Origin of the sequence: Streptomyces sp. ISL-94, assembly GCF_018614075.1 — a bacterium.
Classification (GTDB): domain Bacteria; phylum Actinomycetota; class Actinomycetes; order Streptomycetales; family Streptomycetaceae; genus Streptomyces.
In genome coordinates, this window is the sequence record NZ_JAGGOZ010000084.1 from 1 (window position 1) to 14,286 (window position 14,286).

Consider the following 14,286-nt stretch of genomic DNA (forward strand, 5'->3'; position numbering starts at 1 on the left):
CCATTTGCCGGTCGGTCTTAGTCAGGGCCTGTCCAGTCGAAGGTGATGTGCTTGCTGGACTGGCCCTCCCGGCTCCAGTGGAAGCCGAAGGCGTCGGCGCGGTCCGCCGTGGAGCGGCCCCAGGTCGCGACCTGTCCCGGCCCGGTCTCCGAGCCCGGCAGGTTGGTCGACTGGACCCGCGCACCCTCCGGTGTGGTCGGTCCGGTGAGCGCCACGGCGGTCGCCTCGACGCGGCCGGGGATCGTGGCTCGCCAGCCGCCGAGGTCCTCGTCGACCTCGATCTCGATAGGGGCGAAATCCATGCCCCGCATCTCGGCGTTCATCATGCTCACCATTTCGGCCGGCCAGCTGCCGGCCTGGCCGCCGAAGATCATCTGCAGGGCTTCACGCTGTGCGTCGTCGGCTCGCTCGTCGAGGAATACTGCCGCGTAGGAGTCGGTGTGCTCGGCCCACACATTGCCGACGAAGAAGCCGAGCATCAGTACATTGAGGCCGTCCAGCGGTACATCACCGTAGTTACCCTCGCGTATGTGCCAGGCCAGGACACCGTCGCATTCACCGTAGGTGGGCAGCTGGGCGAACGAGCAGGGGCAGGGGACATTGCACCTGCACGTATCGAACCAGTCACCGGCCGCGTGCCATCTCGGAACAGCCGCTGTCGTCTCGGACATCTCGTCGCCTCCTCGTGGCCCGCACGGGCGGGAATCACCGTCGGCGATGCCCCGCGGGACGTCAACACAGGCGCTCGGTGGCACGGGTCGTCATCAATTATCCTCCCGCTGCCACGTGGGCAAGGGCCGGGTTGCCCGCGAGCGCGGCCATCGGGGCGACACCGGTCAAGGCGTGCGGTGTCTGTACTCTCTCGGAGTGCACGCCTAGCCTTGAAGGAGAGGAACTCCCGGGGGCTGGACTGACATCTGCCCGTGGAGCTGGTCGATCATGGAGACTTGCGTCGCACGGAAGGACAGCGGGGCGTCTCGTACGGCCGTTGCCGGGGGCAGACACGCGTCTCTGATCTCCAGTGTGTTTGCTCCGCCGGCCGCGCGCTCCCCACCCGCCGCTCTCCATGCCGGCGTCGTCCGCGCTATCGGACGACGGCAACTATCAAGCGATCGGGAGCAGTCATGACCTGGAGTATTTCCGGCAACTACTTGGCTGGTTGCTCATGTGCGGTGGTGTGCGGCTGCGCCGTCGATGCGAAGCCGCACGACCCGCAGGGGCGTGAGGAATGCCTCGGGTGCGCCGCCTTCCATGTGGAAGAAGGGCGCTTGGACGATGTGAACCTGTCCGGGGTGGACTTCGTCCTCTACAACCACTTCCCCTCCAACCTGACCTCCGGCAACTGGAAAGTCGGCCTGGTCATCGACGAGGGAGCCACTGACGAACAGACGGACGCGGTGGCACGCATCGTGTCCGGGAGCGAAGGTGGTGCGTTCGGCGAGCTCTCGCAGTTCTACGGCGAGAATCTGGGCGTGGAGCGGGCGAGCGTCTCCCTGTCCGACGGAGAGCAGCCCCGACTCAGCGTCGGCGGGAAGACCGAGCTCGAATTCGAGCCTCTCAGGGGGCCCGATGGAGGGCCCACGACGATGAAGAACGCGATGTTCGGGTTCTCTCCGGAGTTCACGCTGGGCCGCACCACAGGTAGTTCGAATGCCTTCGGGCTGTCGTTCGATGGTGCGTATGGCGAGGTGTCCGACTACGCCTTCTCCAGCGAACAGCCCGAGGGTGCGCCCACCGGACGGGGTTGAGTCAGGCGAGCAACAACCGGTTTCGTTGGAACGCGGGAGGATGACCGCCGCACAGGGCTCTTCCCGCACGGCCCACGGCGACCGTTCATCCTGCCCAGCCGGTCATCTGGTCCATGGGTGGAGCGGATGTCTCCAGGCCGGGCAGCAGCCAGTCCTGGAACGGGGCGAGTACGGCCAGGACGAGGAACGCGAAGCCGACGGCCCAGGTCAGCCAGGGTCCCTGCCGCCAGAGTTTCTCCAGGAAGATCACGGCCGCCAGTCCTGCCATCGCGGCCACGTTCATGAGGCCGAGCGGGATCAGGACGATCATCAGGCCCCAGCAGCATCCGACGCAGTAGAGCCCGTGGTGCGCCCCGACCCGCAGGTCCTTCGCCCAGGGCCGATAACGCGAGTACTGGAGCAGCTGGAACATCGGGTTCCGGCAGTGCCGCAGGCAGACCCGCTTCAGTGGCCCGAACTGCTGAGCTGCCGCGAGGAGGAATGCGGCGGCGCCGATCCAGCGGCCCGTCCCGGGGTTGCGGTCCACCAGGTGTCCGGTGGCCGCCAAGGCGCCGTACGCGAGCAGCCCGAAGGCGGTCCAGGCGAGGAGATACCCACTGACGAATTCGGCGATCCGCAGGGTGCGGGCAGGGCCGGTCGAGCGGCGGTTGATCCCGCGTACCCACGTGATGGCTACCGGTGCCACCGAGGGCAGCATCATCGCCGCCATCATGACCACCCACAGCAGCAGGAAGAGGGGCAGCGCCAAGCCCATGGTGCCGGGTTGCATCCCCATGTGGCGGGACTGGCCGATGGTGAGCACCCACGCCAGGGCGGCCAGCAACACCATCAGGAACCACGCGACTGCCAGATCGCGCGCGGGCAAGAGAACTCCGGGCCGCGTGGGTGCCGGCGGGGCCAGGCGGAGATGCGGCATGGAACGCCTCCCAAGGACGCGAGCTGCCTGCCGCCTCAGACACCCGTTCCGCACCGATGGCGGTAGTACACGCACGCATGGCCGAGACGGGTCTGACGACACCTCCAGCAGATCACAGAACTGGAAGGCCCAAAACCTGGGAGGCGAGTCGAGAGCGCCGCCGAGCCGCGTTGACCGCCCGGTCAGCGGCGCAGGGGCTGGAAGCGCCGCAGCAGCCCATGCACGGGCCCCGTAATCAGCCTGACAGTCCCGGGGCTCCGCGCTCAGCTGACCCGAGCCTCGGGGACGCCGAATAAGCCGACCGAATGCACCGGCCCCGCCTCACCCCGCCCAGCCCCGCCCCGGAACGGCTCGCCGTGCGGCAGCAGCCGGCACCGGCCGGATTCCAAGGGTCCCGGCCAGCACCGGCTGATCACCTTGCGTGGCCGGCGTCCTCTGGCGCCGTCGCAGCTACAGACGGCTTCTCCCGCCTCACCACATAGGGCACGGTCGAGGGCCGCCCCTCACAGAGGCCGCTCTTCGGTCGTTAGCCGACAGTTTGTTGCTGGCGCAGCCGTCCATTCTCCTGGGGGCGGGCAGCCGTAGTCCCAAAACAGTCCTCCACCCTGATCACGCGACGAGGCATGGCCCGGCGTTGACGCGTCCGCGTTGGGGGTGGCGGGTCAAGGTGCAGTGCGTCGACCAGGGCGGGTCACCATACGAGCCAGAGCCAAAGGCCGACGGCGGACAGGAGGACGACGAGGAACTGGGCCGTCATGGGGGCGGACCACTGCTTCTCCGCGGACGGTCCGCCACGTTTGTCACTGGCTGCGATGCGGGCCAGTTCCCGGCGACGCCCCAGCAAACCCAGCGGGAAGGCCAAGATGACCATCGCATACATGGACAGGGCCTGTTCGGGCTGCATGTTCTCGGCGTAGTAGCGGGCGGCTGCGAATGCCGCCATGAATCCCGGTGCGAAGAGCATCCGTGTTCTCAGGCGTTTCGTCGGCATCCAAGAGATGAGCGGTATCAGGAAGACTGCTGTGGCAGCGGTGGCGATGAGCCACCAGGCAGGGACGGAGATCGCGGCGGCGTTCATGTTTCTCTTTTCTCTACGGGGGACTCCTTCCGGCTGAGTGAGCCGGTACCACCCGGACGCCGTCACAGTCCTTCTTGGCGCGGTGTCCGGGCGGTCTCTCCCCGTGCCTTCATTTTCTCCGCCTCGCAGGGCAACCACATTGCCGTTGACCGGCAGACTTTACGCTCTCTTTGTGCCGGTGGAAGCGTCCTTCGCTGCCTGTGGCACCCTGGTTCACGTATCAAGGGGGCGTCGTTGCGGCGTCGTGGTCGGGGGAGTTCCGTGGCTGAGTGGGCAGCGCTGGACGAGCATGTGGCGGGGTACGGCGAGGTTCTGGTGAGCGCCTGCGCGACGGGGCGCCGGCTCAACCGTGCCGAGCTGGACTCCCGCCGGGAGCTGGGGCAGCGAGCTGCCGAGGCAGGGTTCGCGCTGCGCGGGCTCGTCCGGCACCACCTGGCAGTGGCGCAGGAGGTGCTGCCGACGGTGCCGGCCGGGGCGGCGGGTTCGCTGTTGGCGGCGGTCCAGCAAGCGGTGGACGCCTTCGCCGAGGGGTACGAGCGCTCGCAGCACCATGCGGTCCGCCAGGAGGAGGCAGCGCGCCGGGAGTTCATCGACGACTTGCTGTACGGGCGCAGCGATTTGGGCCGGCTGGCGGAGCGGGCGGAACGCTTCGGGCTGCGCTTGTCCCGGGCTCACGCAGTGGCCGTGGCCAGTGGCCCGGAGCCGTACGGGGACGGGTATCCGATGGCCCGTGGCATCGAGTCGGCGCTGCTGACCCGGTTCACGGGTCGGCAGATCCTTCTGACCACGAAGGACGGGCGGCTGATCTGCGTGGCTCCCGGTGACCAGCCGGACGTCCTGGCGTTCTTCGCGAAGCAGGCGTACGCGGCCACCGATGGCGGGAAGGTGGCCATAGGCCGCTCGCATCCCGGCGCCGGCGGCGTGGTGCACTCGTACGAGGAGGCGCTCAACGCGCTTGATCTGGCGGAGCGGATGGGCCTGGACGCGCCGGTGCTGCACGCCGCGGATCTGCTGGTCTATCCGGTCCTGACACGGGACCGCCAGGCGATGGCCGAGCTGGTGGAAAGCGTGCTGGGCCCGCTCCGCAAGGGGCGTGGAGGCGCCCGGTCCTTCATCGACACCCTCACCGCGTACTTCGACAGCGGCTGCGTGGCGACCGAGGCCGCGCGTCGGCTGTCGCTGAGCGTGCGGGCGCTGACCTACCGGCTGGAGCGGATCCACAGCCTGACCGGCGCCGACCCGGCCGACCCGGTGAACCGTTACACGCTCCAGACGGCAGTCATCGGCGCCCGCCTGCTGGGCTGGCCCGACACGGAGGCCTGAGCGCCGCACGGGGTGAAGGGGAGGGGCTGGTCGGTTCCTACGCCAGGGCGAAGTAGCGCAGCCACAGGTAGAGGGCGGAGATGGCGACGGTGACGGCGGTGACGATCAGGCCGTACTTGGTGAACTGCCAGAAGGTGATGGGGTGGCGGTTGCGTTCGGCGATGCCGAGGACGACGACGTTGGCGGAAGCGCCGATGGCGGTTGCGTTGCCGCCGAGGTCCGCGCCGAGGGCGAGGGCCCACCACATGACGTGGTCGGGGTCGCCGCCCATGTCGGTGACTAGCTCGCTGGTTACGGGGGTCATGGTGGCGACGTAGGGGATGTTGTCGACGATCCCCGACAGCACGGCGGAGCCGCCCAGCAGGAGCATCGTTCCGCCCACTTGGGCTCCGCCGATGATGTCAGCGAGGTGCCCGGCGAGCTCGCCGATGACGCCGGTCTCGATGAGGGCGCCAACCATGACGAAAAGGCCTGCGAAGAAGGCGAGGGTGGGCCACTCGACCTCCCCGAGCACCTCGCCGGTCTCGACCTTGGAGATCGCGATGAGCAGGCCGGCGCCGAGGAGGGCGACCACGCTGGGTTCGTAGTGCAGGACGGGGTGCAGGACGAATCCGGCGACGACCAGCGCGAGGACGCCGAGGCCCTGGATCAGAAGGCGGGGGCTCTTTGATCGCCTCGCGTTCGCGCAGCTCCATGATTTCGGCGGCGCGCTTCTCGTCGTAGACGAAGTGCTTGGCGAACATCACCCGGCACAGCAGCACCAGGACGACGGTCAGGACCGCGGCCAGCTGGGCGAGGTGCACCAGGAAGTCGTTGAAGGTGAGGCCGGCCCGGCTGGCGATGATGATGTTGGGCGGGTCGCCGAGGAGCGTGGCGGTGCCGCCGATGTTGGAGGCGAACACTTCGGCGAGCAGGAACGGAATGGGTGACAGCTTCAGCCGGTCACAGACCAGGAGCGTCACGGGGGCGACCAACAGTACGGTGGTGACCTCGTCCCAGTGCAGGCCGAGGGCTTCGCCCTTGCGCAGGCCGGTGCCGATGAGGAACTCGAACAAGTCGGCCATCTCGGGATCGGCCTGGTGGCAGTAGACGAGGAAGCGGGCGGCCTCCTCCGCTGTCCATATCCGCCGCTCCGGCGACGCTGGGCGGCGCAGGACCGGGGGACTGGCCGGGTTGTGGGGCAGACGGTTTGGCGGACGGCGTCGCCGAGGGCGCTGGAGAGGGTGGCCAGGCACCGGTAGAGGGTGGTCCGGCCTCGGCCGGCGGCGAGCTGGCACGTGACGTAGGCCGAGATGTGCCGGTGGGCGAGCTGATCGAGCATGAGGGTGCCGAAGGCCGGGACGAGGTCGTTGCGGACGTAGTCGCGGTATCGGGCCATGGTGGTCGGCTTCAGTACGAGGGCCTTCGCTCCCAGCCACGCGTTCAGATAGGCGGTGACCGTCTGGTTCGGGTCCGCGTTGTATCCGCCGGCCTCGCCCTCAAGGAACCGGCCCAGGGCCTGCTCGGCCGCGTCCTGGGTGGGGAATCCGCCCCGCCGCACCGTGATGCGGCGGCGGTCCGGGGCGGGGACATCGACAGCGAAGCTCCAGGTGCCGTGCTCGCTGTCGGTGACCAGGCGGGGGCAGCGTGCGCCGAGCTGGTGATGATGGGTGTCCCGGCAGCCGCAGCGGCGGTAGATACGGCCGCGGCCGACGCTGGTACGCATGGGGATCGCCTCCGGGAGGCGGAGGGAAGTGGGTGCCTCCAGCCTGCGACCACATACGACCACCGCGCCTCTCCCGAGCGCCGTGACCAGCCGGTTTCCCTTGATGTCGCGCCAAGGGCGGGCCCTTGAAGACTGCACTCAGGCTGACCAGCGAAAACGGCGCTACGCACGGCACCTTGGGGGGGGCTGGCCCGGAAATGGTCCGGATCTTGGTCGGCTGGCGCTCGGGGGAGGCAGACGGCGGGAGGGGTGGGATGTTGTGGGGGCGATTGGGAGCGGGGCGGTCAGCGGAGGTTAAGGCCGTACTCCAGCCGCGCAGGAGCGGTGTTAGGCCGTGGGCCCGCAGTCCGGGCCCGCCTGCTGTTGAGGCGGCGTGAGTTCGTAAGGGAACTAATAGGGTCTGTCCGGCTATGGCAGGGGGAGGGCGGCTCATGCCATCAAGGGTCCGTCGAAATGCCGACCTCCCCGCGTATGAATGCCATCAACATCCCAGGTGTATCGAACAGTTGAGCCTGATGCTGGCGTGCACACGGGACGTACGAGCGGCCCGGGTGTGAGGCTGGAGGCGCGTGTGACGATCACCGCCGGTACTGAGCCCAGTCAGGGAGCCGGGGTCCCGGAAACTGCTGCGGAGATCCCCGTACCAGACGTTCCGGGCTGGATGGTCACTGGATCGAGGGAAGAGGGGGAACCGCGAGGAGGGCAGTCGCGGCGACGCGATCCCCACACGGTCACACTCGCCCGGCAGGCCCGCCGGCTCGCCGACCGCTACTGGGGCACCCTGCCCGGCCGGCTGCGCCTCGCCCGCGTGGCGTGCGTGCTCCTCGCAGCCGGGTTGCTGATCCTGCTCGCGGTCGCGGCGACGGGGGCGGCCGACACCTGGAACCAGACGGCGCAGCGTGACGTGCCCCGCACGATCTCGGCGACCCAGCTCAACCTCGCGCTCAACGACATGGACGCGCAGGCAGCCAACATCCTCCTCTCCAGCGGTGATTCGGGCTCCGGCAAGGGCCGCCTGGAAGAGTCCTATGTGCAGGCCAACGGCTTCTACAAGGACGCCCAGCAGACCATCAGCAGCTCGCTGCGCACGCTCGGTGCCGCCGCAGAGGGAGACCCGGCCACCGAGGCGACCGTTGTGACGCTCACCGACGACTTCGCGCACTACCAGGAACTGATCGGGCGAGCGCTGGAGAACGACAGCCGCCCCGGCGGGAAGGACGCCGCTCGGGAGGACTACCGGGCCGCTACCGACCTCCTCGCCGACCGATTGCTTCCAGAGGCCCGCAAGCTCGTCGACGCCAATGACACGGTGTACGAGCGCCAGTACGATGCGGCGAGGAGCGATCTCATGGTGCAGCGGACTGCTGAAGCCGTCCTCGGGTCCTGCTGATCGCAGCGCTCCTCCTGCTCCAGATCGGTCTCGCCCGCCGCTTCAACCGGGTCTTCAACCCGGGACTGATCGCCGCGACCCTCTGCGCCGTGGTCGCGGTGCTGTGCGGCGCGCAGCTGCTCACGATCAACTACGAGCAGATGAAGGTGGCCCGCCGGGACTCCTTCGACTCCGTCGTCGCACTGTCGCGGTCCAAGGCGATCGGCTACGACGCCAACGCGGACGAGAGCCGATACCTCCTGGACCCGGACCGTCGGCCCACGTACGAGCGGTTTTTCCTCGACAAGTCACAGCAGTCGTACGGGATCGCGGGCGCGGGACTCGACACGTACGACCAGCGACTCGACGAGACCTGGGCCGCGTACCGGAGGAACAACGAGGACAGGCGGTTCACCGGCGAGTACCGGCGCGAGCTGGACAACATCACCTTCGCGGGTGAGCATGAGGCCGCCCAGAAGACCGTCGCGGCGTACGCCGTCTACCAGCACGACGACCGTACCTTCCGACGGCTGGTGACCGAGGGGAAGACCCAGGAGGCCACGGTCTTCTGCGTCGGTTGGGCGCCGGACACATCCAACGCCCACTTCGGCGAGTGGATGAAAGCTCTGGACCAGGTCACCGCCATCAATCAGCGGCACTTCGACCTGGCCGTCCACGAAGGACGCGGAGCACTGGGCACGTTCGCCCCGGTTGCCGGGGTGGCACTGCTGCTGGCGGCCGGGCTGACCGTGCTCGGCCTGCGACCCCGACTGGCCGAATTCCGGTAGCCCTGGCGCGCGGTGGGCGGAGGTGCCGGATCGGGCGAGCATGGCCGCCTATCTCGCCGCCACTCTTCCGGTGGCGGCGGGATAGGCGGCCGCGTAGTGGCCGTACTCGCGTTCGGCGCGGAAGCCCGCGCTCGCGGCGAGCAGGCGGCGGGGCGGCCCCGTCGGAGGGCCGCCCCAGCGGGGTGGCTGATGATCAGCAGGAGGGCTTGCTGCCGTGGTTGGAGCCCTTCTTGCGGCGGGTCCTCTTCTTGCGTGCGCGCTTGGACATGTCCGTGGACCCCTTCAGGCGGTGTGTCCGACGAGGAGGTCGGCGAGCTTGTTGAGGCGCTTGACGGTCCGGTCGTCGGTGGCGGCCGCCGCCGGGGCGACGCGCTCGGAGCGGTCGTAGTAGGCGCCGTTGACGATCTCGGTGGCCGGGTCACAGAGCCGTACGACGTGCTGCGCTCCCTCAGAGGCGGGCACCCCCTCGTTCGCGTACAGCGGGAGGAGTCCGGTGTCGCAGATGCCAGGGTTGACGGAGACGGCGGTGACGCGCGGGTCCGCGGCGAAGACGGTCAGTGCCAGCTGGGACTGGGCGTACGCGGCGAGGCGGGAGTAACGGCGCAGGCGCTGCGGGTCGTTCCACTGGATCGTGGCGGTGGGGTGGAGCGAGGAGGAGACGTTGACGACCCGGCCACCGGGTTCGGTGGTGAGCGCCGGCTCGAGCAGGTTCGTCAGCAGGTAGTGGGCGAGGAAGTTGACCTGGAAGGCGATCTCGTTGCCGTTGGCCGTGACGGTGTGGCGCTCAGGTGCGGCGATGGCCGCGTTGTTGACGAGTACGTCGAGACGCGGGTGCTCGCGCACTACCGTGTGGGCCAGGCTCTCGACCTCGTCGAGGTGGGCGAAGTCGGCGGCGAGGGAGCGCAGGGATGAGCCGTTGATGCCGGCGGTGGTGATCAGCCGGTCGGTGGCGGCCTGCGCCTCATCGGGGGTGCGGCCGTGGAGGAGGACGGTGGCGCCGCGCTCGGCGAGCTGGCGGGCGGTCTCAAAGCCGATGCCGGAGGTGGCGCCGGTGACGAGGACGGTACGTCCGGACAGGGATGAAGGCATGTCGGATTCCTGGAAACGGGCATGGTTGACGTGCTCCGCGCCCCGGCGGGACGCCAGGACACGGGTTCAGCTCCTGCGGTGAAGGTGAGGACGCGTACGGTGCCCGGAACAACGCCCTTCAGGCCGGCGGTGTGGCAGGTACGCGAACGACGCGCGGCCGATGTCAGACGGCCGGGCGGGCAGCGGGCGCTGCCGGCGGCACCTGACTCGGTGGCCGGTCGTCGTAGCGCGGACCGCTGTTCATGAACCCATCCCAGCGCATCCGACCTGCGGAGACAAGTTTCCGAACGCGCCCTTGACGTCGCTTCTCCCCTGTCTACACAGCCCTGTCGGCACTCCTTGACGCCTTCCTTTCGCGCAGCGATCGATCTTGACGCGCTCCTGATGACGCGCGTGCGACGGGTGAGCGGCACGCGGTGCGTGAGCCCGGCCCCCCATGGCCCGGGCGGTGTTCAGGTCACCCGCCTCCAGCCTCGCGCCACGGACCGTCATCCCGGTCCGTTGCCATGCCAGTCATGATCGAGGTCGCCGGTGTACGCGGCGGCTTCCGCACAGCGGGCCGCCTCGGTGGAGGAGAGGGGGCCGAAGCGGGTACGGGTCATGCCCAGCGGCGCCGGACGCGGTCGGTGGCGAGCCGGGCCAGGGGCCGGCTCGAGAGGTGTCCGGCGAGTAACCGAAGGCGAGCGCGGCCCGGTCGGTGTACTCGACGGCCGCGTCGGGTCGGCGGCGGAGCGCTTCGTGGAGGGCTACGTCGCGGACGTCGTGGGGTCGGAGCCGTAGAGGTTCTTGAGGTGGGCCGGCAGGGGCAGGCCGGCGGTGTGGGGGAGCAGGTGATGGACCGTGGCCTCGGCCAGGGGGTGGGCATGCGACCTCTTCCCGGAACTGCCTGCCCGCTGGCGTCGGCAGGCAGCAGGTTCCGCCCGGTGGACTGCCGCCGACCCGCAGCAGAGCGGCGGAAGATCGACTTCCGGGCTGAACGCCGTTCCGGGAAGCGGTCCAGGGCCGGAGGGATGGCCTTGTCCGCGCCCGCGATCAGGCCCCGAGGGATGCGGTGCCGGGCGGCTTCCTGTGTCGTGTCCCTCGAGCGACACCGGGCGTCGTTCGCCTGGCTCTGGGGCGGTGGCGGGGGAGAGCCTTGCTGTTATGGCGTGGCCGGGTTGTCGACCGGCTGAGTCGAGGCTCCTCGTCGGACCTGGCTCATCATGAGGACGAGGGCGGCTGCGGCCCCGTACGCGATGTTGCTCAGCGACGGCTGGAAGTGGAGCGTCGGGGCGAGGACGTAGACGGCGGCGCCTGCGAGGGGGATGCCGAGCCATTCCCAGCGTCCGTCCAGGGCTACGAGGGCGATCAGGAGCAGCGCGTACCAGGAGTAGCCGGGGGTGAGGAGGACGAAGGACCACCCGGTGATCAGGAGGGCGCCGCTCCAGGGGCGTCGCGGGTCCCCGCGCCACATCACGTACAGGCAGACGCCCGCGACGATGGCGAGCAGTACGGGGAAGGCCCAGGTGTCCGGCAGGACCAGGCGCAGGAGCGAATAGCGGGACCCGGCCGAGGCGTCGTCGTAGCCCTCCTCCTCGACGTAGCCGCCGAGGTAGCCGAAGACCGAGCCGTGCGAGAGGAGCACGTAAGGGAAGTAGGCGAGTACGACGAAGGCAGCGGCGGGCAGCAGTACGACGGCCGCGTCGCGCACACGGCGGACCCCGGACAGCGCCCCGGGGAGGACGACGGCCGGCATCAGCTTCGTGGCGATGGCGGCACCGATCAGCACGCCGCCCGCCGCCCGCCGGGTCAGTGCCCGGGAGGCGACGAGGCCGAGGCCGGCGACCGCGAGGAGCACGCCCAGGACGTCGACATGGGCGTTGTTGACCGCCTCGACGGGAACGGCCGGGCACCAGGCCCAGTACGCGGCCTTGCGGAGGTGGTCGCCACGCCGCCGCAGGATCAGGAGGAGTGCGCCCGTGACGCCGAGGGAGACCAGGGCGGCGCCGATCTGGAGCGGCTTGTGGCGGGCGCCGGCGGGGGAGAGCCGGTCGACGGCCAGGAAGTACGCCTCGGCGACGGGCGGGTAGATGGTGTGCACGGCGGGCCTGTTGATGCGGGTGCAGTGGCGCGTGCCGTCGGTGGGCGGGACGGGCGCGAGGTCCGGGCCGGTGCAGGCGGCGCCGGTGGGGAAGAGCCAGGGGTCGCGGAGCCGGGCGAGCGCCGGGTCCTGGGGGGTGTGGTCGTACGGGGAGATGCCGGCGGACTGGACGCGGCCGTCCCAGGCGTAGCGGTAGGAGTCGGTGCTGGTCCGCGGTGGTCCCATCAACCCGGTCACCGTGACGGCGACCGCCCCCGCGGCGATCAGCCACGCGACGTGGCGAGCCGAGACCTGGCGCAGAGCCAGCAGCGCGACGGCGAAGAGCACCCAGCAGGCCGCGTACCAGCAGAACAGGCCGACCGGGTCGCTGAAGTAGCCCCCGTATACGATGGTGCGGGCGAGGAGCGTCGTGAGTGCGGCGAGGGCGAGGGCGGTGGCCACCGGCGCGGTGCGAGGAGTGAGGGCGGTAGGGGCTTTCACCTGCGGAATCGTTCCAGGGATCGGCTCTCCTGCGGGCCGTGCCCCCTCGGATGTCCGTGTTTCGTAAGGTGTTCCGGAGGCCTGCTCGGGCCTCGTCGGGGGTGTGATGGGGGCATGCGTTTCACCCTGCCCTCCGGGCCGCCCGTCACCTTCAAGGCGCGCCTGCACGATGCCCGCACCGCGACCGCCATCGGCCGCTGGCTCGGCCTGGCCATGGCCGTCTGCTTCGCGACCGGTGTGCTGAGCCACTACCTCCAGCACCCGCCCGGATGGCTGGCCGACTCGCTGCCGAGCCGCCCGTACTGGGGTTACCGGCTCACCCAGGGTCTGCACGTGGCCTCCGGGATCGCCGCGATCCCACTGCTGCTCGCCAAGTTGTGGGCGGTCTACCCGCGGCTCTTCGCCTGGCCTCCGGTGCGATCGGTCCTCCACGTCCTAGAGCGGATCTCGGTGGCGGTCCTGGTCGCGGCCGGACTGTTCGAATTGTTCACCGGGTTGCTGAACACCTTCCAGTGGTACCCGTGGCCCTTCAACTTCGTTCCCGTGCACTACGCGGTCGCCTGGCTCTTGCTGGGATCGCTCCTGCTGCACGTCGCAGTGCAATGGCCGAAGATCCGCGACCACTTCACGCTTCGTTCCCCCGGAACCCTGACCCTGCCCGAAGCCGATGGGCCCGACCGCCGACAGCTCCTCCTCGGCGTCACAGCCGCGGTCGGAGCAGTCACGCTCACCACGGTCGGACAGTCCGTCACCGCACTCGGCTCGCTGGAACTGTTCGGCCCGCGCAGCCCTGCCCACGGGGCCCAAGGGCTCCCCGTGAACCGGACGGCCGCCGCCGCGCGCGTCTCCGAGGCCTCGTTGGCCGACTGGCGGCTGACCGTGGACGGGCCGCGTCCCTACAGCCTCACGTTGGAGGAGTTGCGCGCCATGCCGCAGCATGACGTCGTCCTGCCCATCGCCTGCGTCGAAGGGTGGAGCAAGTCCGCGCACTGGACCGGGGTGCGGGTACGGGACCTCCTGGAGCGGGCGGGAGGTGGCCCGGGATCACGGGCCCGAGTGGTGTCCCTCGAAGCGGCGGGCGCCTACCGGGTGATGGAGATGGGACGCCTCTACGCACAGGACCCGCTCACGCTGCTCGCGCTCCGGCTGAACGGCGAGGTGCTGTCCCTGGACCACGGCTACCCGGCACGGATCATCGCCCCGAACCGGCCCGGCGTCCTGCAGACCAAGTGGGTCGGCCGACTGGAGGTGGCGTGATGAACCTTCGGTACGTGACCGGCGGATTCGGGCTGGTGTGCGCGGCCTGGGGCGGGTGGCTGCTCCTTCAGCAGCCCGAGCCGTGGCGGATCGCCGTCTGGCTCGGGGGAGCGGTCGTGGTGCACGACGGGTTCGTCGCGCCCGTCGTGATGGCGATCGCCGCCGTCGTTGCGGTGGCCGGCCTGCGCCTGCACGGGGTTCCGCGTGCGGCCCTGATCGTCACGGGCTCCCTCACCGCGATCGCGCTTCCCCCGCTGCTGCGTCCGGTGGGCGTGGCCAACCCCACCGTCCTGCCGTTCGACTACCTGCGCAACTGGCTGCTGGCCATGGCCGCCGTCGCGTTGTTCGCCCTTGCGTACGTCGGTGTGCGTGCCGTGGCGCGCCGGGTGGGCCGTCGGGCCTGATCGGAGCGGTGACCGCGGAGAATCCGCCGGGCTCGATCATTGTTCTTGA

12 protein-coding genes and 1 pseudogene are annotated in these 14,286 nt (G+C 69.8%); 6 read left to right on the forward strand and 7 right to left on the reverse strand.

Going from position 1 to position 14,286, the window contains the following annotated elements; translation table 11 throughout:
• Positions 1-17: 17 nt before the first annotated feature.
• Entirely contained in the window at positions 18-671 is a 654-nt protein-coding gene (locus J7E94_RS24795; RefSeq protein ID WP_215019008.1) for a DUF1326 domain-containing protein, read from the reverse strand.
• Positions 672-1,124: 453 nt separating this feature from the next.
• Between J7E94_RS24795 and J7E94_RS24800 the strand changes: the two genes are divergently transcribed.
• Positions 1,125-1,748: a DUF1326 domain-containing protein gene (locus J7E94_RS24800; RefSeq protein ID WP_215019009.1), complete on the forward strand. Its 624-nt coding sequence runs from the start codon at positions 1,125-1,127 to the stop codon at positions 1,746-1,748.
• An 85-nt stretch (positions 1,749-1,833) separates the two neighbouring features.
• Here the strand turns inward: J7E94_RS24800 and J7E94_RS24805 are convergent, their stop codons facing one another.
• A complete protein-coding gene (locus tag J7E94_RS24805; protein WP_215019010.1) occupies positions 1,834-2,664 on the reverse strand; it encodes a DUF2182 domain-containing protein in 831 nt (276 codons plus the stop codon).
• Positions 2,665-3,355: 691 nt separating this feature from the next.
• Positions 3,356-3,742: a hypothetical protein gene (locus tag J7E94_RS24810; RefSeq protein WP_215019011.1), complete on the reverse strand. Its 387-nt coding sequence runs from the start codon at positions 3,740-3,742 to the stop codon at positions 3,356-3,358.
• 261 nt (positions 3,743-4,003) lie between these two features.
• Between J7E94_RS24810 and J7E94_RS24815 the strand changes: the two genes are divergently transcribed.
• A complete protein-coding gene (locus J7E94_RS24815; protein ID WP_215019012.1) occupies positions 4,004-5,065 on the forward strand; it encodes a helix-turn-helix domain-containing protein in 1,062 nt (353 codons plus the stop codon).
• Positions 5,066-5,102: 37 nt separating this feature from the next.
• On the opposite strand, the pseudogene J7E94_RS36020 reads toward J7E94_RS24815, so the two are convergent.
• Positions 5,103-6,129: pseudogene (locus tag J7E94_RS36020) on the reverse strand (sodium:proton antiporter).
• Positions 6,024-6,770 (reverse strand): hypothetical protein, encoded by a 747-nt coding sequence (locus J7E94_RS24825; protein WP_215019013.1) that lies wholly within the window; start codon positions 6,768-6,770, stop codon positions 6,024-6,026. The pseudogene J7E94_RS36020 and the gene J7E94_RS24825 overlap by 106 nt, the downstream one beginning before the upstream one ends.
• Before the next feature lie 661 nt (positions 6,771-7,431).
• On the opposite strand from J7E94_RS24825, the gene J7E94_RS24830 reads away from it, so the two are divergent.
• Entirely contained in the window at positions 7,432-8,160 is a 729-nt protein-coding gene (locus J7E94_RS24830) for a hypothetical protein (RefSeq protein ID WP_215019014.1), read from the forward strand.
• 89 nt (positions 8,161-8,249) lie between these two features.
• Positions 8,250-8,927 carry a hypothetical protein gene (locus tag J7E94_RS24835; RefSeq protein ID WP_215019015.1) on the forward strand — a complete coding sequence of 226 codons (678 nt, stop codon included), beginning with the start codon at positions 8,250-8,252 and terminating at the stop codon, positions 8,925-8,927.
• Between the two features lie 282 nt (positions 8,928-9,209).
• Here the strand turns inward: J7E94_RS24835 and J7E94_RS24840 are convergent, their stop codons facing one another.
• Both J7E94_RS24840 and J7E94_RS24845 read right to left on the reverse strand, forming a co-directional pair.
• Positions 9,210-10,016, reverse strand: coding sequence for an SDR family NAD(P)-dependent oxidoreductase (locus tag J7E94_RS24840; RefSeq protein WP_215019016.1), 807 nt, complete (start codon positions 10,014-10,016; stop codon positions 9,210-9,212).
• A gap of 1,141 nt (positions 10,017-11,157) precedes the next feature.
• Positions 11,158-12,576 (reverse strand): glycosyltransferase family 87 protein, encoded by a 1,419-nt coding sequence (locus J7E94_RS24845; protein WP_308345439.1) that lies wholly within the window; start codon positions 12,574-12,576, stop codon positions 11,158-11,160.
• A 114-nt stretch (positions 12,577-12,690) separates the two neighbouring features.
• On the opposite strand from J7E94_RS24845, the gene J7E94_RS24850 reads away from it, so the two are divergent.
• Together J7E94_RS24850 and J7E94_RS24855 are read left to right on the forward strand one after the other, a co-directional pair.
• Positions 12,691-13,833, forward strand: a complete 1,143-nt coding sequence (locus J7E94_RS24850) for a molybdopterin-dependent oxidoreductase (protein ID WP_215019017.1) — start codon at positions 12,691-12,693, stop codon at positions 13,831-13,833.
• Positions 13,833-14,237 carry a hypothetical protein gene (locus J7E94_RS24855; protein WP_215019018.1) on the forward strand — a complete coding sequence of 135 codons (405 nt, stop codon included), beginning with the start codon at positions 13,833-13,835 and terminating at the stop codon, positions 14,235-14,237. Before J7E94_RS24850 ends, J7E94_RS24855 begins: the two co-directional genes overlap by 1 nt.
• The last annotated feature ends 49 nt before the right edge of the window (positions 14,238-14,286 follow it).